Raw genomic sequence first — 21,738 nt, forward strand, 5'->3', positions numbered from 1 at the left:
TTCGCGCCGGAGAGTCGATTGGACAGTCGCTGCCCTCTATGAAAATTAGGGGGGGGAGGAAAGTCCGGGCTCCATAGGGCGAAGTGCCAGGTAATGCCTGGGAGGCGTGAGCCTACGGAAAGTGCCACAGAAAATAACCGCCTAAGCGCTTCGGCGCCGGTAAGGGTGAAAAGGTGCGGTAAGAGCGCACCGCACGACTGGCAACAGTTCGTGGCTAGGTAAACCCCACTTGGAGCAAGACCAAATAGGGTCCCAAGGCGTGGCCCGCGCTGGGACCGGGTAGGTTGCTAAAGATGTCCAGTGATGGCCATCGTAGACGAATGACTGTTCACGACAGAACCCGGCTTACAGATCGACTCTCCACCTTTTTCTCTTATGCTTGCCCTGCAGGCAGATTGCTTTACTCGAAGTCGCTTTATCCCCCGCTATTCAATGTCAGAATATTTCCCGACGTAATGCCGAAAAGTTCTTACTCTTAACAAACTACTTTAAGTTTGAAGTCTAGAGCTTTGAATTGGCAGCACGTCGCTGGTCAAAAAATCCCTCCGCTTACTGCTCCACGTCTGTTTCCCCTCCTAAATCTCCGTTATGTAAGGGTTTTCCTGTAGGCCGCTCCTTGACGGTGGTGTGGGCGCATTCCTATAGTGTGCATAAGTGGCGAAAAGTGGCATGAAGTGGGTTTTTTAGACGTAAAACGCTAATATTTGGAGATGCGACCAGTGTTTCGCGGAGCCAACGCAATCAGTCTCGATGCCAAGGGCCGACTCGCAATGCCGAGCCGGTACCGTGACGAGCTGATTTCGAGGAGCGCCGGGCAACTGATCGTGACCATTGATGCGGTCGATCCCTGCTTGTGTGTGTACCCGCTGGATGAGTGGGAACTGATTGAAACCAAACTTCGGGCGCTGCCTTCATTGCGTGAAGAAAACCGCCGTTTGCAACGTCTGTTGATTGGTAACGCCGTCGACCTTGAGCTCGATGGCAGTGGTCGTTTTCTGGTACCGCCCCGCTTGCGCGAATATGCCCGACTGGACAAGCGCGCAATGCTGGTGGGCCAGCTGAACAAGTTTCAACTGTGGGACGAGGATGCCTGGGAAGCGGTTTCTGCCGCCGACCTTGCAGCCATTCAACAACCGGGCGCGATGCCTGACGAACTGCGTGATTTAATTCTGTGACTATAGATAGCGGCTTCAACCACATCACCGTACTGCTCGACGAAGCCGTAGAGGCTCTCGCCGTACGCCCTGATGGATGCTATCTGGATGGCACCTTCGGTCGCGGCGGACATAGCCGCCTGATACTCCAGAAGCTCGGCCCTGAGGGGCGTCTGCTCGGGTTTGATAAAGATCCACAAGCGATTGCCACCGGGCAAGCGCTGGCGGCCGAAGACGGCCGCTTTGTCATTGTGCAGCGCAGTTTTGCCGAGATGGGATCCGAAATTGCCGAGCGCGGCCTGGCTGGCAAGGTCGATGGCGTGCTGCTCGACCTGGGCGTGTCTTCGCCCCAGCTGGACGACCCGGAGCGTGGCTTCAGCTTTATGAACGACGGCCCCCTGGACATGCGCATGGACCCGGACCGCGGCATCAGTGCGGCCGAGTTCGTCAACACGGCGTCCCAGGAAGAAATCGCCCGCGTGTTCAAGGAATACGGCGAAGAGCGTTTCTCCGGGCGCATGGCGCGCGCGGTTGTCGAGCGTCGCGACATCAAGCCGTTCGAACGCACTGGCGATCTGGCAGAAGTCCTGAAAGTGGCCAACCCGGCCTGGGAAAAGGGCAAGCACCCGGCAACCCGTACTTTCCAGGGCCTGCGCATTCATGTGAACAACGAACTGGGTGATCTTGAGGCGGGCCTTGAAGCTGCCCTTGAGTCCCTGGCGATCGGCGGCCGCCTGGTCGTTATCAGCTTCCATTCGCTGGAAGACCGCATCGTCAAACTGTTCATGCGCAAACTGGTCAAGGGCGAACCTGACAACCTGCCACGCGGCTTGCCCGTGCAGCACGTTGCCTTTGTTCCGAAAATCAAGATTCATGGCAAGGCACAAACCGCGTCTGAAGCCGAACTCAAAGCCAATCCGCGCTCGCGCAGCGCTGTCATGCGCGTCGCGGAGAAGCTTCGTTGAACAAGCTCTTCGCCAAACCACTTCCCGGCGGAAGTTTTTTCATGCTGCTGTTGTTTATTGGCGTGCTGGTTTCGGCTGTGGGCGTTTCTTATAGCGCCCATTGGAACCGCCAGTTGCTCAACACCCTGTACGGGGAGCTGAGTGTGCGTGACAAGGCGCAGGCAGAATGGGGCCGGTTGATTCTCGAACAGAGCACCTGGACTGCCCATAGCCGTATCGAAACCCTGGCGAGCGAACAACTGAAAATGCGCATTCCGGGCGCAGCAGAAGTTCGAATGGTGGCGCCATGATCAAACTCGAAGGCGCGCTCTATCCGTGGCGTTTTCGTGTGGTGCTGGCCTTGCTGGCACTGCTGGTAGGCGCAATCGCGTGCCAGATCGTTTATCTGCAAGTGATCGACCATGACTTCCTCAAGGGCCAGGGCGATGCGCGCAGCTTGCGGCATATCCCTATCCCTGCTCACCGAGGCCTGATTACCGACCGTAATGGCGAGCCATTGGCCGTGAGTACGCCGGTGACCACCCTGTGGGCCAATGCCAAGGAAATGCAGGTTGCCAAAGACCGTTGGCCTGCATTGGCGCACGCGCTTGGGCAAGATCCCAAGGTGCTCACTGCGCGCCTGGAGCAGCAAGCCAATAAAGAGTTTATCTACCTGGTCCGGGGCCTGACCCCTGAGCAGGGCCAGGTCGTGCTCGACCTCAAGGTGCCGGGCGTTTATGGCATTGAAGAGTTCCGTCGCTTCTACCCGGCGGGCGAAGTGACCGCGCACATGGTCGGCTTCACCGATATCGACGACAAGGGTCGGGAAGGCGTCGAACTGGCCTATGACGAGTGGCTGGCCGGTGTTCCGGGCAAGCGACAGGTCATCAAGGACCGGCGCGGGCGTCTGATCAAAGACGTGCAAGTGACCAAAAACGCCAAGGCAGGGAAGACCTTGGCGTTGTCGATTGACCTGCGCCTGCAATACCTGGCCAACCGCGAGCTGCGCAATGCGCTGGTCGAGAACGGCGCCAAGGCCGGCAGCCTGGTGATCATGGATGTGAAGACCGGCGAGATTCTGGCCATGGTCAACCAGCCCACCTATAACCCCAACAACCGTCGCAACCTGCAACCGGCGATGATGCGCAACCGCGCCATGATCGACGTGTTCGAGCCGGGTTCCACGGTCAAGCCGATCTCCATGAGTGCGGCCCTGGAAACCGGGCGCTGGAAGCCTACCGACAAGGTTGAGGTCTACCCGGGCACCCTGCAGTTGGGCAAATACACCATTCGTGACGTATCGCGCACCGAAGGTCCGGTCCTCGACCTGACCGGCATCCTGATCAACTCCAGTAACGTGGGCATGAGCAAGGTGGCCTTCGATATCGGTGGCGAAGCGATTTTCCGCCAGATGGCCAAGATGGGCCTGGGCCAGGACACCGGCCTGGGTTTCCCGGGCGAGCGTGTGGGCAACCTGCCCAACTACCGTGAATGGCGCAAGGCGGAAACCGCGACCCTGTCTTACGGCTATGGCGTTTCCGTAACCGCTATCCAGTTGGTCCACGCCTTTTCGGCCCTGGCCAACAACGGCAAGCTGGCACCGCTGACCCTGCTCAAGACGGACAAGGACAAGCCGGTTCAGGCCGCTCAAGTGATGCCCGAGCAAGTCGCCAAAACGGTGCAGGGCATGCTCCAGGAAGTAATTGAAAACCCGCGTGGTGTATGGCGTGCCAAGGTTCCGGCGTATCACGTCGGCGGCAAGTCGGGTACGGCGCGTAAAACCTCTTCCGGTGGCGTCAAGGGCTACGCAGTCAACTCCTACCGTTCGCTGTTTGCCGGCTTTGGCCCCATGAGCGACCCGCGCTACGCGATCGTTGTAGTGATTGATGAGCCGAGCAAGGCGGGCTACTTCGGTGGTCTGGTATCGGCTCCGGTATTTAGCAAAGTCATGTCCGGCACCCTGCGTTTGATGAACGTGATCCCGGATAACCTGCCAACGGCAGCGGAGCAACAAGCAGCGGCAGCCGCTGCAGCAGCCAAAGGAGGGCGCGGCTAATGTCCCTGAGCCTGAACAAGATTTTTCCTCACGCCGGCCACGATCTGCTGATTCGTGAACTGAGCCTCGACAGCCGCACTGTACGCGCAGGTGATTTGTTCCTTGCGGTGCCTGGCGGCAAGCTCGATGGTCGTGAACATATAGCCGATGCGCTCAAGCGCGGTGCGGCTGCCGTGGCGTATGAAGTGGACGGCGCTGATGTGCTGCCCATCTCTGCGGTGCCGCTGATTCCGGTCAAAGGCCTGGCGGCGCAGTTGTCAGATATCGCCGGGCGCTTTTATGGTGAGCCTAGCCGTCATTTGAATCTGGTCGGGGTCACTGGCACCAACGGCAAAACCAGCGTTACGCAGCTGGTGGCCCAGGCGCTCGACCTGCTGGGTCAGCACTGCGGCATCGTCGGTACCCTGGGCACCGGGTTCTTTGGCGCGCTGCAAAGCGGCCGTCACACCACGCCGGACCCGATTGCCGTACAAGCCATGCTGGCCGACCTGAAAAAGGCCGGGGCCAAAGCGGTGGCGATGGAGGTTTCCTCCCACGGTTTGCATCAGGGCCGTGTCAGTGCCCTGGCATTCGACGTTGCCGTGCTGACCAACCTGTCCCGCGATCATCTGGACTACCACGGCACGATGGAGGCTTACGCTGCCGCCAAGGCCAAGCTGTTTGCCTGGCCGGACCTGCGTTGCCGCGTGCTCAACCTTGATGATGAATTCGGTCGTCAACTGGCCGGCGAAAAACACGATTCGCGCCTGATCAGCTACAGCCTTGAAGACGCCAGCGCCACCCTGTATTGCCGTGATGCGACCTTTGACGACGACGGCGTGCGCGCCACCGTGGTCACGGCGCAAGGCGAGCATCTGTTGCGCAGCTCCCTGCTGGGGCGTTTCAACCTGAGCAACGTATTGGCTGCCGTTGGCGCCTTGCTGGGGCTGGACTACCCGCTGGATGAAATTCTCAAAGTGCTGCCCAAACTGGAAGGCCCGGTCGGGCGCATGCAGCGTTTGGGTGGCGGCGACAAGCCGCTGGTGGTGGTCGACTACGCCCACACCCCGGATGCCCTGGAAAAAGTCCTGCTGGCCCTGCGCCCGCATGCCAAAGGTCAGCTGCTGTGCCTGTTCGGCTGTGGCGGCGACCGCGATCGCGGCAAGCGCCCGTTGATGGCGCAAGTGGTTGAACGTTTGGCTGACGGTGTACTGGTCACTGATGACAACCCGCGCAGCGAAGCACCGGGGCAAATTTTCGATGACATCCGTGAAGGTTTTATCGCTCCGCAGGACGTCACGTTTGTTGCGGGCCGTGGCGATGCCATTGCGCAACTGATCGCTGGTGCCAGCGCCGATGACGTGATTGTGCTGGCCGGTAAAGGTCATGAGGACTATCAGGAAATCAATGGCGAGCGCCATGATTTCTCTGATCTGGTCGAAGCCGAAAAAGCCCTGAACGCCTGGGAGGTCGCCCATGCTTAAGCCTCTGTTGCTAAGTGAAGTGGCCGCTGCCCTGCAAGGGCGTGTGGTCGAGGCCGACTGCCGGTTCAATGGCGTCAGCATCGACAGCCGGGCGATCACCAAGGGTCAGCTGTTTATCGCACTGACCGGGCCGCGCTTCGACGGTCACGATTATCTGAATGAAGTGGCCGCCAAGGGCGCCGTTGCCGCCCTGGTCGAGCGCGAAGTGCCGGAATCGGCACTCCCACAGCTGGTGGTTGCGGATACCCGCGAAGCACTTGGCCGATTGGGTGCGCTCAATCGTGCCGGCTATGACAAGCCGGTCGCGGCGATCACTGGCTCCAGCGGCAAGACCACGGTTAAAGAAATGCTCGCCTGCATCCTGCGCACCCGTGGCCCGGTGCTGGCGACCAAAGGCAACCTGAACAACGATCTGGGCGTGCCATTGACGCTGCTCGAACTGACCGCCGAGCATACGGCTGCGGTCATTGAGCTGGGTGCTTCGCGGGTCGGCGAAATTGCCTATACCGTGGCCATGACCCAGCCCCATGTGGCCGTGCTCAACAATGCCGGTACTGCCCATGTGGGCGAGTTCGGCGGCCCGGATAAAATCGTCGAGGCCAAAGGCGAAATCATCGAAGGGCTGAAGGCCGACGGCATCGCTGTCCTGAATCTGGATGACAAGGCATTCGCCATCTGGAAGAACCGGGCTGCAGGGCGCAAGGTGCTGAGCTTTGCCCTGAGCAACCCTCAAGCCGACTTTTATGCCAGTGACCTGAGCCGTGACGCTCGCGGCTGCCCGGGCTTCACCTTGCACAGTCCGTTGGGTAGCGAGCGGGTACAACTTAACCTGCTGGGCACCCATAACGTGGCCAATGCACTGGCTGCCGCGGCCGCTGCTCATGCCCTGGGCGTGTCGCTGTTTGGCATCAAAACCGGCCTTGAGGCGGTGTTGCCGGTCAAGGGCCGTGCCGTTGCGCAAGTGACCGCAAGCGGCCTGCGAATTATTGATGACACTTACAACGCAAACCCCACCTCAATGTGCGCTGCCGTTGATATACTCGCCGCCTTTTCCGGCCGCACCGTCCTGGTGCTCGGAGATATTGGCGAACTGGGTGAGTGGGCGGAGCAAGGACATCGTGAAGTAGGCGCTTATGCCGCCGACAAAGTTTCAGCGCTCTATGCGGTGGGACCCATGATGGCTCATGCCGTCACTGCTTTTGGACACCAGGCTCGTCACTTCGCCAATCAGGCTGACCTGATCAAGGCGCTTCGCGCTGAGCACGAAACAAACACCACTATTTTGATCAAGGGCTCGCGTAGCGCTGCGATGGAAAACGTCGTTGCGGCTCTGTGCGGTTCCAGCGGGGAGAAACATTAATGCTGCTGCTGCTAGCGGAGTATCTGCAACAGTTCTACAAAGGCTTCGCGGTCTTCCAGTACCTGTCCCTGCGCGGGATTCTCGGGGTGCTGACCGCGTTGACCTTGTCGCTGTGCCTGGGGCCGTGGATGATCCGCACCCTGCAAAACCGTCAGATCGGCCAGTCGGTGCGTAATGACGGCCCGCAATCGCACCTGTCCAAATCCGGCACCCCGACCATGGGCGGCGCGCTGATTCTGTCGGCCATCGCCATCAGCACGCTGTTGTGGGCTGACCTGAGCAACCGTTATGTGTGGGTCGTGCTGATCGTGACCCTGCTGTTCGGCGCCATCGGCTGGGTTGACGACTACCGCAAGGTCATCGAGAAAAACTCCCGTGGCCTGCCGAGCCGCTGGAAGTATTTCTGGCAGTCGGTCTTCGGCCTGGGTGCAGCGATCTTCTTGTACGTCACGGCGCCAAGCGCGGTGGAAACCACCCTGATCCTGCCCATCCTCAAGGATGCCAGCATCCCGCTGGGTATCGGCTTTGTGGTACTCACCTACTTTGTGATCGTAGGTTCGAGCAACGCGGTCAACCTGACTGACGGCCTCGATGGCCTGGCGATCATGCCGACCGTGATGGTAGGCGGCGCGCTGGGTATCTTCTGCTACCTGTCGGGCAACGTGAAATTTGCCGATTACCTGTTGATCCCGTATGTCCCGGGCGCGGGTGAGTTGATCGTGTTCTGCGGCGCATTGATTGGCGCCGGCCTGGGCTTTTTGTGGTTCAACACCTACCCCGCGCAAGTGTTTATGGGTGACGTCGGCGCACTGGCGCTGGGCGCAGCCCTGGGCACCATCGCCGTAATCGTGCGTCAGGAAATCGTGCTGTTCATCATGGGCGGTGTGTTCGTGATGGAAACCCTCTCGGTGGTGATCCAGGTAGCGTCCTTCAAGTTGACCGGCAAGCGGGTGTTCCGCATGGCGCCGATTCATCACCACTTTGAACTCAAGGGCTGGCCTGAGCCGCGAGTGATTGTCCGTTTCTGGATTATCACCGTGATCCTCGTGCTGGTTGGCCTTGCCACACTGAAGCTGAGGTAGAACCTGTGTCTCTGATCGCTTCTGACCACTTCCGCATCGTTGTCGGCCTCGGCAAGAGCGGCATGTCCCTGGTGCGCTTCCTGGCGCAGCGGGGCGTGTCGTTTGCCGTGGCAGACACGCGGGAAAACCCGCCGGAGCTGGCCACGCTGCGCCGTGACTACCCGCAAGTGGAAGTGCGTTGTGGCGAGCTGGATGTCGACTTCCTGTGCCGCGCCGACGAGCTTTACGTGAGCCCCGGCCTGGCCCTGGCGACACCGGCCCTGCAAGCCGCAGCGGCGCGTGGCGTGAAGCTGTCGGGCGATATCGACCTGTTCGCGCGTAACGCGAAAGCACCCATCGTGGCAATCAGCGGTTCCAATGCCAAAAGCACCGTAACCACCCTGGTCGGCGAAATGGCTGCAGCAGCCGGCAAGCGCGTGGCCGTCGGTGGCAACCTCGGCACGCCGGCGCTGGACCTGCTCAGCGATGATATCGAGCTGTACGTCATGGAGCTGTCGAGCTTCCAGCTGGAGACCACCAACCAGCTGGGTGCTGAAGTGGCCACCGTGCTCAATGTCAGCGAAGACCACATGGACCGCTACAGCGGCCTGCCTGCGTACCACCTGGCCAAGCACCGGATTTTCCGTGGCGCCCGCCAGGTGGTGGTCAACCGCCAGGATGCCCTGACCCGTCCGCTGATGAGCGAAGGTCAGCCGTGCTGGACCTTCGGCCTGGGCGCGCCGGACTTCAAGGCCTTCGGCCTGCGTGAAGAAAACGGCGAAAAATACCTCGCCTTTGAATTCCAGAACCTGATGCCTGTGCGCGAGCTGAAGGTGCGTGGCGCCCACAACCAGGCCAATGCCCTGGCGGCGCTGGCGCTGGGGCATGCGGTGGGTCTGCCGTTCGACGCCATGCTCAGTAGCCTGCGCAACTTCACCGGCCTTGAGCACCGCTGCCAGTGGGTGCGCGAGCTTGACGGCGTGAGCTACTACAACGATTCAAAAGCCACCAATGTCGGTGCCGCGCTGGCTGCCATTGAAGGCCTGGGCATGGACATGGACGGCAAGCTGGTGCTGATCGCCGGCGGTGACGGCAAGGGTGCCGATTTCAGCGGCCTGCATGATTCCGTGGCCAAGTACTGCCGCGCCGTGGTGCTGATGGGCCGTGATGCTGGCCTGATCGCCGACGCCCTGGGCGACGCCGTGCCGCAAGTGCGCGTCGCATCGCTGGACGAAGCCATCGCACAAAGCCGCGCCCTGGCCCAACCAGGTGATGCGGTGTTGCTGTCGCCGGCCTGCGCCAGTTTCGACATGTTCAAGAACTACGAAGAGCGCGGCCAGTTGTTCGCCCGCGCCGTGGAGGTGCTGGCATGATATTCGGCATCCTCAAGCCTTATCCTTCGCCGCTGGTCACGGGTCGTGGCATCGACCTCGACTTCCCGTTGCTGGCCGGTTGCCTGGCCTTGCTCGGCCTGGGCCTGGTGATGATCACCTCGGCATCGTCCGAAGTCGCCGCGCTGCAGTCGGGCAACACCCTGTACCACATGATCCGCCACCTGTTTTACATCGTCCTCGGCCTGGGCGCGTGCATCATGACCATGATGGTGCCGATCGCGACCTGGCAACGCATGGGCTTCATGTTGCTGATCGGTGCATTCGGCTTGCTGGTGGCGGTACTGATCCCGGGCATTGGCCGTGAGGTAAACGGCTCGATGCGCTGGATCGGTTTCAGCTTCTTCAACGTGCAGCCTTCAGAAATCGCCAAGGTCTTTGTGGTGATCTACCTCGCGGGGTATCTGGTACGCCAGCAAAAGGAAGTGCGCGAAAGCTGGATGGGCTTTTTCAAGCCATTTATCGTGCTGCTACCGATGGCCGGCTTGCTGCTGATGGAGCCCGACTTCGGTGCCACCGTGGTAATGATGGGCGCTGCGGCTGCCATGTTGTTCCTCGGCGGTGTGGGCCTGTTCCGCTTCGCCCTGATGGTGGCGCTGGCAGTGGGCGCGGTGTTTGTGCTGGTACAGGCACAACCGTACCGGATGGCGCGTTTGATCACCTTTACCGACCCCTGGTCTGACCAGTTCGGCTCCGGCTACCAGTTGACCCAGGCCCTGATCGCCTTTGGTCGCGGCGAGTGGTTTGGTGTCGGTCTGGGCAACAGCGTGCAGAAGCAGTTCTACCTGCCTGAAGCGCATACCGACTTCGTGTTCTCGGTACTGGCCGAAGAGCTGGGTGTGGTCGGTTCGCTGCTCACCGTGGCGCTGTTTGTGTTCGTGTGTGTGCGTGGCATGTATATCGGCATGTGGGCCGAGCGCGCCAAACAATATTTCTCGGCTTATATGGCCTACGGCCTGTCGTTCCTGTGGATCGGCCAGTTCCTGATCAATATCGGGGTGAACGTCGGCCTGCTGCCCACCAAGGGCCTGACCCTGCCGTTCCTCAGTTATGGCGGCAGCTCGCTGGTGATTTGCTGTGTGTGTATGGGCTTGTTGCTGCGCATCGAGTGGGAGAGCCGTACCCACCTGGGCAGTGAAGAGACCGACTTTAAAGAAAGCGACTTCGCAGAGGAGCCGACCCATGGGCGCTAATGTGCTGATCATGGCGGGCGGCACCGGTGGCCACGTGTTCCCGGCGCTGGCCTGCGCCCGCGAATTCGAAGCCCGTGGCTACACCGTGCACTGGCTCGGTACGCCCCGAGGCATCGAGAACGAACTGGTCGAGCCGGCCGGTTTCAAGCTGCACCTGATCAACGTGGCGGGCCTGCGTGGCAAGAGCAAGCTGTCGTTGCTCAAAGCGCCGTTCGTGCTGCTCAAGGCGCTGTTCCAGGCGCGCAAGATTATTCGCCAGCTCAAGCCGGTCTGCGTGCTCGGGTTTGGTGGCTATGTGACTGGGCCTGGCGGGCTGGCGGCGAAAACCTGTGGCGTGCCGGTGATCATTCACGAGCAGAACGCGGTCGCCGGTACGGCCAACCGTTTGCTGGTGCCGATGACCAGCCGCGTGTGCGAAGCCTTCCCGGGTACTTTTACGGCCTCGGACACGCTGCGCAGCACCGGTAACCCGGTACGCCCCGAGCTGTTTACCCTGGCGCCACGCGCGCCGCTCGAAGGGCGCAAGGCGCGCCTGCTGGTGCTGGGCGGCAGCCTGGGCGCCGAGCCGCTGAACAAGTTGTTGCCTGAAGCCCTGGCCCTGGTGCCGGCGGACATTCGCCCTGAAGTGTTTCATCAGGCCGGCAAGCAACATGACCAGATCACCGCCGAGCGCTATGCCGCGGTCGGCGTCGAGGCTGACGTACAGCCTTTTATCAAGGATATGGCCCACGCCTATGGCTGGGCCGACCTGGTGGTTTGTCGCGCAGGCGCGCTGACCGTCAGTGAACTGGCTGCGGCCGGTCTGCCATCGCTGCTGGTGCCATTGCCCCACGCGATTGATGACCATCAGAGCCGTAACGCCGACTTTTTGGCACGCGAGGGCGCCGCCTTCCTGATGCCACAAGCGACAACTGGCGCAGCCGAACTGGCTGCACGCCTGACAGAGGTTTTGATGCAACCGGAACGACTCAACAGCATGGCGGCCAATGCCCGCCGCCTGGCCAAACCCGATGCGACCCGCAACGTTGTAGATATCTGCCTGGAGGTGGCCAATGGTTGAGAATCAAAAAGCTATGCCACAACCGGAAATGCGCCGCATCCGTCGCATCCACTTCGTCGGTATCGGCGGCGTGGGCATGTGCGGTATCGCCGAAGTGTTGCTCAACCTGGGCTATGAAGTCTCGGGTTCGGACCTGAATGCATCGCCGGTGACCGAGCGCCTTGAATCGTTCGGTGCGCACATCTTTATCGGCCACCGTGCCGAGAACGCCGCCAACGCCGATGTGCTGGTGGTGTCGAGTGCCGTGAACACCTCTAACCCCGAAGTGGCCAATGCCCTGGAACGTCGTATTCCAGTGGTGCCACGCGCCGAGATGCTGGCCGAGCTGATGCGCTACCGCCACGGTATCGCCGTTGCCGGTACCCACGGCAAAACCACCACCACCAGCCTGTTGGCTTCGGTGTTCGCGGCCGGTGGCCTGGACCCGACGTTCGTGATCGGTGGCCGCCTGAATGCAGCCGGTACCAATGCACAGCTGGGTACCAGCCGTTACCTGATTGCCGAAGCAGATGAGAGCGATGCCAGCTTCCTGCACCTGCAGCCGATGGTTGCGGTGGTCACCAACATTGACGCCGACCATATGGCGACCTACGAAGGCGACTTCAACAAACTGAAGAAGACCTTTGTCGAGTTCCTGCACAACCTGCCGTTCTACGGTCTGGCCGTGCTGTGCCTGGATGATCCGGTGGTGCGTGAAATCCTGCCGCTAGTCAAGCGCCCGACCGTGACCTACGGCTTCAGCGAAAACGCTGACGTGCGTGCAATCAATGTGCGCCAGCAGGGCATGCAAACCTTCTTCACCGTGTTGCGCCCGGAGCGCGAGCCGCTGGATGTGTCGGTCAACATGCCGGGCAACCACAACGTGCTCAATGCCCTGGCCACCATCTGCATTGCTTCCGATGAAGGCATCAGCGATGAAGCCATCGTTCAGGGCTTGTCGGGCTTTGAAGGTGTGGGCCGACGCTTCCAGGTTTATGGCGAGCTGCCAGTTGAGGGCGGCAGCGTGATGCTGGTCGACGACTACGGTCACCACCCGACCGAAGTCGCGGCCGTGATCAAGGCCGTGCGCGGTGGCTGGCCGGAGCGCCGCCTGGTGATGGTGTACCAGCCGCACCGTTTCAGCCGTACCCGTGACCTGTACGACGATTTCGTCCAGGTACTGGCCGACGCCAACGTCCTGCTGTTGATGGAAGTCTACCCGGCTGGCGAAGAGCCAATCCCGGGTGCCGACAGCCGCCAGCTGTGCCACAGCATCCGCCAGCGCGGTCAGCTGGACCCGATCTACATCGAGCGCGGCGTTGAGCTGGCGCCGATCGTCAAGCCGCTGCTGCGTGCTGGCGACATTCTGTTGTGCCAAGGGGCGGGCGATATCGGCCGTCTGGCACCACAACTTATCAAGAGCCCGCTGTTCGCCGGCGCTGTTGCCGCTACCAGTGAAGGAACGTTGAAATGACTGCTGCCTACGCCAATCTGTTCTCGACCATTGCCCCTGCCGATTTTGGCCGCGTGGCCGTGCTGTTCGGCGGCAAAAGCGCTGAGCGTGAAGTCTCGCTGAAGTCAGGCAACGCCGTGCTGGGCGCGCTGCAAAGCGCCGGTGTAAATGCTTTCGGCATTGACGTGGGTGATGACTTCATCACCCGCATCACCAGCGAAAAAATCGACCGTGCATTTATCATCCTGCACGGCCGTGGCGGCGAAGACGGCAGCATGCAAGGCCTGCTGGAATGCCTGGGCATCCCCTACACCGGCAGCGGCATCCTCGCTTCGGCGCTGGCCATGGACAAGTTGCGCACCAAACAGGTGTGGCACAGCCTGGGTATTCCAACGCCACGTCACGCGGTGCTGAGCAGCGAAGCCGATTGTATTTCTGCGGCCAAGGAACTGAGCTTCCCTTTGATCGTCAAACCGGCTCATGAAGGTTCAAGTATCGGTATGGCCAAAGTGAGTAACGTGGACGAGTTGATCGTCGCGTGGGCCGATGCCAGCAAGTACGACTCGCAAGTGTTGGTTGAGCAATGGATCACCGGTCCCGAGTTCACCATCGCCACCCTGCGTGACCAGGTATTGCCGCCGATTGCCCTGGGTACGCCCCACAGCTTTTACGACTACGACGCCAAGTACGTGGCCAACGATACCCAGTATCGGATCCCGTGCGGCCTCGACAGTGCCAAGGAACAGGAGCTCATGGACCTCACGGCGAAAGCCTGCGAGGCGATCGGCATTGCCGGTTGGGGCCGTCTGGACGTGATGCAGGACACCGCAGGCCAGTTCTGGCTGCTGGAAGTCAACACCGCGCCGGGCATGACCGATCACAGCCTGGTGCCGATGGCGGCCAAGGCGGCGGGTCTGGATTTCCAACAGCTGGTGCTGTCGATTCTGGCGGCCAGTTTAGAGGCGCGGGGTTAAGTCCATGCAAGGTGCATCGCTTCGTCATCAACCACCTGCTCCCGGCCGCAAGCCGGTGCCGCGTGGCGCCAGCCGGATGGTGGCGAAAGAACCGATGTCGGTGCGTTTGCCAAAAGCCAATTTCGGCTTTTTGAAAGCCCTGTTCTGGCCGGTGCTGTTGGTAGCACTGGGGTATGGCACCTACGAAGGTGCGCAGCGTTTGATGCCGTATGCGGATCGGCCGATCACCAATGTCAATGTGCAGGGTGACTTGACCTATATCAGCCAGCAAGCCGTGCAACAGCGTATTGCTCCGTATGTGGGAGCGAGCTTCTTCACGGTGGACCTGGCTGGCATGCGCACCGAGCTTGAGCAGATGCCCTGGATCGCCCACGCCGAAGTACGCCGTGTGTGGCCCGATCAGGTGGTGATCCGTCTTGAGGAGCAACTGCCGGTGGCGCGCTGGGGTGATGAAGCCCTGCTCAACAACCAGGGCCAGGCGTTCACCCCGCGTGAGCTGGCCAACTACGAACACTTGCCGCAGCTGTTTGGTCCACAACGGGCCCAGCAGCAGGTGATGCAGCAGTATCAGGTGTTGAGCCAGATGCTGCGTCCGATGGGCTTTTCCATAGTCCGGCTGGAATTGCGTGAGCGCGGCAGCTGGTTCCTGACCACCGGAGCCGGCAGTGCAGGGCCTGGGATCGAGCTGCTGTTGGGGCGCGATCACCTGGTAGAAAAAATGCGTCGCTTCATAGCCATCTATGAAAAAACGCTGAAAGAACAGATTACAAACATAGCGCGCATCGATTTGCGTTATGCCAACGGATTGGCCGTCGGCTGGCGGGAACCTGTGGCACCCACGATAGCCCAACCCGCTGTCGCGAAGAATTAAGAAGAGGCAGGACCCATGGCAAACGTGCAAAGCGGAAAAATGATCGTCGGTCTCGATATCGGCACCTCCAAGGTGGTGGCGCTGGTGGGCGAGGTCGGTGAAGACGGTACGATCGAAATCGTCGGTATTGGCACGCATCCGTCCCGGGGCCTGAAGAAAGGCGTGGTGGTGAACATCGAGTCCACCGTGCAATCGATCCAGCGCGCTATCGAAGAAGCGCAGCTGATGGCCGGTTGCCGGATTCACTCGGCGTTTGTCGGCGTGGCCGGCAACCACATCCGCAGCCTGAATTCCCACGGCATCGTGGCGATTCGTGATCGTGAAGTCAGCACCGCCGACCTTGAGCGCGTGCTCGACGCGGCTCAGGCTGTTGCGATCCCGGCTGACCAGCGTGTGCTGCACACCCTGGCCCAGGACTATGTAATCGACAACCAGGAAGGCGTGCGTGAGCCACTGGGCATGTCGGGCGTGCGTCTGGAAGCCAAGGTCCACGTTGTGACCTGCGCCGTGAATGCTGCCCAGAACATCGAGAAGTGCGTGCGCCGCTGTGGCCTTGAGGTGGACGACATCATCCTCGAGCAACTGGCGTCGGCCTACTCGGTGCTGACCGATGACGAAAAAGAACTGGGCGTGTGCCTGGTGGATATCGGCGGCGGTACCACCGACATCGCGATCTTCACCGAAGGCGCGATTCGCCACACGGCGGTGATCCCGATTGCGGGTGACCAGGTGACCAACGACATCGCGATGGCGCTGCGTACACCGACCCAATATGCCGAAGAAATCAAGATTCGTTACGCCTGTGCACTGGCCAAGCTGGCTGGCGCCGGCGAAACCATCAAGGTGCCAAGCGTGGGCGATCGTCCACCGCGTGAACTGTCCCGTCAGGCCCTGGCCGAAGTGGTCGAGCCGCGTTACGACGAGCTGTTCACCCTGATTCAGGCCGAGCTGCGTCGCAGCGGTTACGAGGACCTGATCCCGGCGGGCATCGTGTTGACCGGTGGTACTTCAAAGATGGAAGGCGCGGTCGAACTGGCCGAAGAGATCTTCCACATGCCGGTGCGTCTGGGCGTGCCGCACAGCTTCAAGGGCTTGACCGACGTTGTGCGCAATCCGATTTACTCCACCGCTGTGGGCTTGTTGCTGTACGGGCTGCAAAAGCAGTCAGACGGTATCTCCATATCGGGTATCAGCAACCGCGACAACTACAGCAGTGACGAACAAAAAGCCCCTGTGCTTGAGCGCCTCAAGCGCTGGGTGCAGGGCAACTTTTAAAGCTTGAGCTGTAAACAGATTCAAAGCAGTAGAAGTAGGCGAAAAAAACTAGAGAACTGAAAGGAGAGGGACCATGTTCGAACTCGTAGACAACATCCCGCAAAGCCCGGTAATTAAAGTTATCGGTGTTGGTGGTGGCGGTGGCAATGCTGTTAACCACATGGTTAAGAGCAACATCGAAGGCGTGGAATTCATCTGCGCCAACACTGACGCACAAGCGCTGAAAAGCATTGGTGCGCGGACCATCCTGCAACTGGGCACTGGCGTGACCAAGGGCCTGGGTGCCGGCGCGAACCCTGAGGTCGGTCGTCAGGCTGCCCTGGAAGACCGCGAGCGCATCGCTGAAGTGTTGCAGGGCACCAACATGGTGTTCATCACCACGGGCATGGGCGGTGGTACCGGTACCGGTGCTGCGCCGATCATTGCTGAAGTGGCCAAGGAAATGGGCATCCTCACCGTTGCGGTGGTGACCCGTCCGTTCCCGTTCGAAGGTCGCAAGCGCATGCAGATCGCCGACGAAGGTATTCGTCTGCTGTCCGAAAGCGTCGATTCGTTGATCACGATTCCGAACGAAAAACTGCTCACCATCCTGGGTAAAGACGCGAGCCTGCTGTCTGCGTTCGCCAAGGCCGATGACGTACTGGCCGGTGCCGTTCGCGGTATCTCCGACATCATCAAGCGTCCGGGCATGATCAACGTCGACTTTGCCGACGTGCGCACCGTGATGAGCGAAATGGGCATGGCGATGATGGGCACTGGCTGCGCCAGCGGTCCGAACCGTGCTCGCGAAGCCACCGAAGCGGCCATCCGCAACCCGTTGCTCGAAGACGTGAACCTGGAAGGCGCTCGCGGCATCCTGGTGAACATCACCGCCGGTCCTGACCTGTCCCTGGGTGAGTACTCCGACGTGGGTAGCATCATCGAAGCCTTCGCTTCGGAGCACGCGATGGTCAAGGTCGGTACTGTTATCGACCCGGACATGCGCGACGAGCTGCATGTCACCGTGGTTGCTACTGGTCTGGGTGCAAAAATCGAGAAGCCGGTCAAGGTTGTCGACAACACCCTGCAAGCTTCCTACGCAGCTTCTTCGGCACACAGCGCCCCTGTTCGTCAGGAAGCGCGTACCGAGCGTCAGGAACAACCGGTGGTCAACTACCGTGATCTGGACCGCCCGACTGTGATGCGTAATCAGGCCCAGCAAGGCGCGACGACCGCTGCCAAGCTCAACCCGCAAGACGATCTGGATTACCTGGACATCCCGGCTTTCCTGCGTCGTCAGGCTGATTAATGAAATCAATCAGGGGGATTAAGGTGATTGGTATTCAGCAAAGGCTCGGTCTGCTATTATCGCCAGCCTTTGTTGATACCAGTTCGCAATTTGCGCTGAAGCGGCCAATGCCATGATTAAACAACGCACCCTGAAAAATATTATCCGTGCCACAGGTGTCGGCCTGCACTCCGGTGAGAAGGTCTACCTGACCCTCAAGCCTGCGCCTGTGGACACCGGCATCGTGTTTTGTCGTGCAGACCTTGACCCTGTTGTGCAGATCCCTGCGCGCGCGGAAAACGTCGGCGAGACAACGATGTCGACCACGTTGGTCAACGGCGACGTAAAAGTAGACACGGTAGAGCACCTGCTCTCGGCCATGGCTGGCCTGGGGATCGATAACGCCTACGTCGAACTCTCCGCGTCTGAAGTCCCGATTATGGACGGTAGCGCCGGACCTTTCGTGTTCTTGATTCAATCTGCCGGCCTGGAAGAACAGGACGCGCCGAAGAAGTTCATCCGCATCCTGCGTGAAGTGACAGTGGAAGATGGCGACAAGCGCGCCACTTTCGTCCCTTTCGAAGGGTTCAAGGTGAGCTTCGAGATCGATTTCGATCACCCGGTTTTCCGTAACCGCACCCAAAGTGCAACCGTGGATTTTTCCAGCACTTCGTTTGTAAAAGAAGTCAGCCGCGCACGCACCTTTGGTTTCATGAGTGATATCGAGTACCTGCGCAAGCACAACCTCGCACTCGGCGGTAGCGTGGAAAACGCCATCGTGGTCGACGCGGATGGTGTACTGAACGAAGACGGCCTTCGCTATGAAGACGAATTCGTGAAGCACAAGATCCTCGACGCAATTGGCGACCTTTACCTGTTGGGCAATAGCCTGATCGGTGAATTCAAGGGCTTCAAGTCTGGCCATGCTCTGAACAACCAGCTGATTCGCAAGCTGCTTGAAGAGACTGATGCATGGGAAGTCGTGACCTTTGAAGATGCCAGCACTGCACCGATTTCGTACATGCGTCCGGTTGCGGCAGTTTAAGTAAAACTTCTTTCTCTAGTTTTTGAAGGCCACCCTCGGGTGGCCTTTTTTTATGGCGCGGGTTTGGGTATCAGGGCATTGACCCCGGTTTCATTGATGTCCATGACCCGGTTGCGCCCGCGTTTTTTCGCCTGGTAGAGCGCCTTGTCGGCGGTTCTGAGCAGTTGCTCCTGATCGTCACCGGGTTTGGCGTAGCGGGTGCAGGCACCCAGGCTGATGGTCAGTTTCGGGGTGTCGGGGTTGGCGGGCTCCATCTGCTCGACCGCGACGCGAATTTTCTCGGCGAGCAGGCGCGTGCCCGCCGCGTCGGTTTCGGTCAGCACCACTGCAAACTCTTCACCGCCATAGCGCGCCGCCAGGTCTGCGGGGCGGCGCACATGGGCCTTGATGGTCTGTGCTACCTGGCGCAGGGCTTCATCCCCGGCCTGGTGGCCGTAGTTGTCATTGAAGGCCTTGAAGTGGTCGATATCGATCATGATCAGTGACAGCGGCGCCCCCGAGCGCTGTGCGCGGCGCCATTCCAGATCCAGGGTCTTGTCCAGCATGCGTCGGTTGGCCAGCCCGGTCAGCGGGTCGGTGGCGGCCAGGGCGGCGAGTTCGCCTTCGGCGCGCTGGCGCAGGCGCAGTTCGCGCACCAGCAGCCAGGTCAGCCACAGCAAGCCCAGGCACAGCAGCAGGGTTGCGCTGCCGATCAACAGGGCGGTGTGCCGCCAGTTGCTGAAAATATGCTCGGTGGACAAGGCCACCACCACCAGCAGCGGCAGCTCGCTGACCTGGGCAAAGTTGTACAGGCGCTGCAGGTGATAGATGCCGGATACGGCGGTAAAGCTGCCGTAGCGCTCGGTTAAAAAGCGCAGGAAGATCGGCGTGTGCCCCAGGTCCTGGCCGGTATAGAACATGGTGGTGGCCGGGTACTGGATCAGCATGATGCCTTCGGTGCTGACCAGGCTGATATTGCCGGTAGGCCCCAGGTCCAGGCCGCGAAACAGGTTGTGAAAGTAACTCAGCTTCATCAGGGCCACGGCGACGCCGCCAAACTTGCCGTCGGGGGCAGTGATCCTGCGGCTGAGCACCAGGGTCCAGTCATTGGGGGTGTCGCTGGCAGGCAGGGGGCGGCTGATAAAGATGCCTTCGCTTTGCGCCTTGAGGTGAACCTTGAACCAGGGCTGCTGGCGGGCGTTGTCGAGCAGGGGCACGACCGGGCGTGAGCCGGCAATCACCTTGCCTTCGGCATCCAGCACAAAAAAGCCGGCATTGGACGGCGCTTCGGCGGCTCTGTCGAACAGCAAGGGCTGTTGCGTCTGCGGCGAAAGCGAGGCCAGCGCCTGGCTTTGCACCAGGCTGACCAGGCTGTTGAGCGCTGAATCATAGGTGGACAGGGTATTGCGGATATCACGGCTGATCAGTTGCACGATATTCAACGCAGAGCGCGCCGCATCATCTTCGGTATTGCGATACTCCCTGACCAGCAGGTAGCCGACGATGCTCAGGATCGTAACCACCGACAAGGCGCTGGCCCAGACCAGCATGCGGCGGGTGATAACCGGTGTGCGCAGATGATATTTAATGGCTTGACCCTCTGAAGAAAAAACCATGCACAACGGGCCTTTCATTCAAGGCGGATACTCACTCAAGACAACTCCGGGGCACTGATGACGCAATTGCGCCCGGCCTTCTTGGCTTGATACAGGGCCTGATCGGCGCTGTTGATCAAGCCTGCAAGCTGGTCGCCAGGTTTCACCTGGCGGGTACTGACTCCCATGCTAGTGGTGAGCCGGCGATGGGTGGGCGTCAATGGTTCCAGTTGCTCGACTGCCTGGCGAATACTCTGCGCCAGGTTATACGCGCCACTGGCATCGGTATCGCTCAGCACGACCGCAAACTCTTCGCCACCATAACGGGCCGCCAGATCGGTGGAGCGGTGCATACAGTGCCGGATTGTCTGCGCCACACGCTTCAGGGCCTCGTCCCCGTCCTGATGACCATAGGTGTCGTTGAAGTTCTTAAAGTGGTCAATGTCGAACATGATCAGCGACAGCGGTTTGCCTGAGCGCTGTGCCCGTCGCCATTCCTGTTCCAGGGTCTGGTCCAGCTTGCGTCGGTTGGCCAGCCCGGTCAGCGGGTCGGTGGTTGCCAGCGCCTCGAGCTGGCGTTCGGCACGTTGGCGCAAATGCAATTCACGGCCCAGCAACCAGGTGAGCATCAGCAGGGCGCCACATAACAACAGCGTACCGATACCGACCAAAATGGCGTTGCGCCTCCAGGCGCTGAATACATCGTCAGTGGCCAGTGAGACCACCACAATCAAAGGCAGGTCACCGACCTCGGAGAAGTTGTACAGCCGCTCTTCGTCATCAATGCTGGAGAGGGCGATAAAACTGCCCCTGTGTTCCTGCAGGAAGCGGATAAACACGGGGTTGTTGCTCAGGTTGGTGTGCGCGTCGGCGGCGTCCGGTTCGGGGTGCTGGGTCAGTGGTGTGCCATCGGTGCTGATCAGCCGGATAAAGCCGTGGGGTTCCAGGACCAGTCGCTGGAACAGGGTCTTGAAATAGTCCAGCTTCATCTGCGCCACCGCCACGCCGAGAAACCTGCCATCAGGGCCGGAGATCCGCCGGCTGAAGCTGATGCAGCACATGCCCTGGTTTTCGGCCGAGTCAAAAGGGTGGGAGATAAACAGGTTGTCACTGGTGGAGTCACGGTGTTCCACAAAACTTGGCCAGTGGCTGAAGTTGACTTTGGGGGGGGCTAGTGTGCGGGAGTCGGCCACCAGATCGCCCTGGTCATTGAGCAGGTAAAAACCGCCATTGGCCGGGGTCTGTTCGGCTTTGTCGAACAACAGCATGTGTTGCAGCGGCTGGGAGACACTGCTCAGGTCACTGCGTTTTGATACGTCGATCAGTGTGTTCAGCGCCGAGTCGTAGAGATCGACGGTGTTTTGGACATCACGCCCGACCAGTTGCACGATATTGAGTGAGGTGCGGATGGCGGCCAGTTCGGCGGTGCGGTGTTCGCGCACCAGCAGGAAGCTGACGATGCTCAGAATGGCAATGATTGAAACGGTTGTAGCGCCGATCAGCAGGCGTAGGGTGAGCACGTTATTGCGCAAGATATGCTTGATGGCCATGCTCGCTGTCGCCCTGGGTGCGGCCCCATAAAATGAATGCAATCATATAAAAAGGCCAGCTTAAAAGC

18 protein-coding genes and 1 other RNA gene are annotated in these 21,738 nt (G+C 60.3%); 17 read left to right on the top strand and 2 right to left on the bottom strand.

The features are described from left to right. Positions 1-10 precede the first annotated feature (10 nt). The 17 genes from rnpB to lpxC all read left to right on the top strand — a co-directional run bounded on the left by rnpB (position 11) and on the right by lpxC (position 18,546). An RNA gene (rnpB, locus tag BLU25_RS19265) (RNase P RNA component class A) lies at positions 11-364 on the top strand. A gap of 355 nt (positions 365-719) precedes the next feature. After that, a complete protein-coding gene (gene mraZ, locus BLU25_RS19270) occupies positions 720-1,175 on the top strand; it encodes a division/cell wall cluster transcriptional repressor MraZ (RefSeq protein ID WP_016779521.1) in 456 nt (151 codons plus the stop codon). Next, complete coding sequence (gene rsmH, locus BLU25_RS19275) at positions 1,172-2,119, top strand: 16S rRNA (cytosine(1402)-N(4))-methyltransferase RsmH (RefSeq protein WP_016779522.1); 948 nt, start codon at positions 1,172-1,174, stop codon at positions 2,117-2,119. Before mraZ ends, rsmH begins: the two co-directional genes overlap by 4 nt. Continuing rightward, positions 2,116-2,409, top strand: a complete 294-nt coding sequence (gene ftsL, locus BLU25_RS19280; protein ID WP_019823808.1) for a cell division protein FtsL — start codon at positions 2,116-2,118, stop codon at positions 2,407-2,409. The genes rsmH and ftsL overlap by 4 nt, the downstream gene beginning before the upstream one ends. After that, complete coding sequence (locus BLU25_RS19285; RefSeq protein ID WP_083369777.1) at positions 2,406-4,154, top strand: peptidoglycan D,D-transpeptidase FtsI family protein; 1,749 nt, start codon at positions 2,406-2,408, stop codon at positions 4,152-4,154. Before ftsL ends, BLU25_RS19285 begins: the two co-directional genes overlap by 4 nt. Next, positions 4,154-5,617 (top strand): UDP-N-acetylmuramoyl-L-alanyl-D-glutamate--2,6-diaminopimelate ligase, encoded by a 1,464-nt coding sequence (locus tag BLU25_RS19290; RefSeq protein WP_083369778.1) that lies wholly within the window; start codon positions 4,154-4,156, stop codon positions 5,615-5,617. Before BLU25_RS19285 ends, BLU25_RS19290 begins: the two co-directional genes overlap by 1 nt. Next, entirely contained in the window at positions 5,610-6,977 is a 1,368-nt protein-coding gene (locus BLU25_RS19295) for a UDP-N-acetylmuramoyl-tripeptide--D-alanyl-D-alanine ligase (protein WP_016779525.1), read from the top strand. Before BLU25_RS19290 ends, BLU25_RS19295 begins: the two co-directional genes overlap by 8 nt. Further along, a complete protein-coding gene (gene mraY / locus BLU25_RS19300; protein ID WP_083369779.1) occupies positions 6,977-8,059 on the top strand; it encodes a phospho-N-acetylmuramoyl-pentapeptide-transferase in 1,083 nt (360 codons plus the stop codon). Before BLU25_RS19295 ends, mraY begins: the two co-directional genes overlap by 1 nt. Before the next feature lie 5 nt (positions 8,060-8,064). Continuing rightward, complete coding sequence (gene murD, locus BLU25_RS19305; protein WP_029611244.1) at positions 8,065-9,411, top strand: UDP-N-acetylmuramoyl-L-alanine--D-glutamate ligase; 1,347 nt, start codon at positions 8,065-8,067, stop codon at positions 9,409-9,411. Continuing rightward, positions 9,408-10,622, top strand: coding sequence for a putative lipid II flippase FtsW (gene ftsW / locus BLU25_RS19310; RefSeq protein ID WP_016779528.1), 1,215 nt, complete (start codon positions 9,408-9,410; stop codon positions 10,620-10,622). The genes murD and ftsW overlap by 4 nt, the downstream gene beginning before the upstream one ends. Then, entirely contained in the window at positions 10,612-11,682 is a 1,071-nt protein-coding gene (gene murG, locus BLU25_RS19315; protein WP_016779529.1) for an undecaprenyldiphospho-muramoylpentapeptide beta-N-acetylglucosaminyltransferase, read from the top strand. The genes ftsW and murG overlap by 11 nt, the downstream gene beginning before the upstream one ends. After that, positions 11,675-13,135, top strand: coding sequence for a UDP-N-acetylmuramate--L-alanine ligase (murC, locus tag BLU25_RS19320; protein WP_016779530.1), 1,461 nt, complete (start codon positions 11,675-11,677; stop codon positions 13,133-13,135). Before murG ends, murC begins: the two co-directional genes overlap by 8 nt. Continuing rightward, complete coding sequence (locus tag BLU25_RS19325; protein WP_016779531.1) at positions 13,132-14,088, top strand: D-alanine--D-alanine ligase; 957 nt, start codon at positions 13,132-13,134, stop codon at positions 14,086-14,088. Before murC ends, BLU25_RS19325 begins: the two co-directional genes overlap by 4 nt. A gap of 4 nt (positions 14,089-14,092) precedes the next feature. Next, entirely contained in the window at positions 14,093-14,959 is an 867-nt protein-coding gene (locus tag BLU25_RS19330; protein ID WP_029611245.1) for a cell division protein FtsQ/DivIB, read from the top strand. A 15-nt stretch (positions 14,960-14,974) separates the two neighbouring features. Continuing rightward, positions 14,975-16,234 carry a cell division protein FtsA gene (gene ftsA / locus BLU25_RS19335; RefSeq protein WP_016779533.1) on the top strand — a complete coding sequence of 420 codons (1,260 nt, stop codon included), beginning with the start codon at positions 14,975-14,977 and terminating at the stop codon, positions 16,232-16,234. 73 nt (positions 16,235-16,307) lie between these two features. After that, a complete protein-coding gene (gene ftsZ, locus BLU25_RS19340; RefSeq protein ID WP_016779534.1) occupies positions 16,308-17,522 on the top strand; it encodes a cell division protein FtsZ in 1,215 nt (404 codons plus the stop codon). A 112-nt stretch (positions 17,523-17,634) separates the two neighbouring features. Next, positions 17,635-18,546 (top strand): UDP-3-O-acyl-N-acetylglucosamine deacetylase, encoded by a 912-nt coding sequence (gene lpxC, locus BLU25_RS19345; RefSeq protein WP_016779535.1) that lies wholly within the window; start codon positions 17,635-17,637, stop codon positions 18,544-18,546. Between the two features lie 50 nt (positions 18,547-18,596). Here the strand turns inward: lpxC and BLU25_RS19350 are convergent, their stop codons facing one another. Next, positions 18,597-20,075, bottom strand: coding sequence for a GGDEF domain-containing protein (locus BLU25_RS19350; RefSeq protein ID WP_083369872.1), 1,479 nt, complete (start codon positions 20,073-20,075; stop codon positions 18,597-18,599). A gap of 101 nt (positions 20,076-20,176) precedes the next feature. After that, positions 20,177-21,670: a sensor domain-containing diguanylate cyclase gene (locus tag BLU25_RS19355; RefSeq protein ID WP_016779538.1), complete on the bottom strand. Its 1,494-nt coding sequence runs from the start codon at positions 21,668-21,670 to the stop codon at positions 20,177-20,179. Positions 21,671-21,738: the final 68 nt, after the last annotated feature.

It is taken from the genome of Pseudomonas fragi (assembly GCF_900105835.1).
In the GTDB taxonomy this organism is placed as follows: Bacteria; Pseudomonadota; Gammaproteobacteria; order Pseudomonadales; family Pseudomonadaceae; genus Aquipseudomonas; species Aquipseudomonas fragi.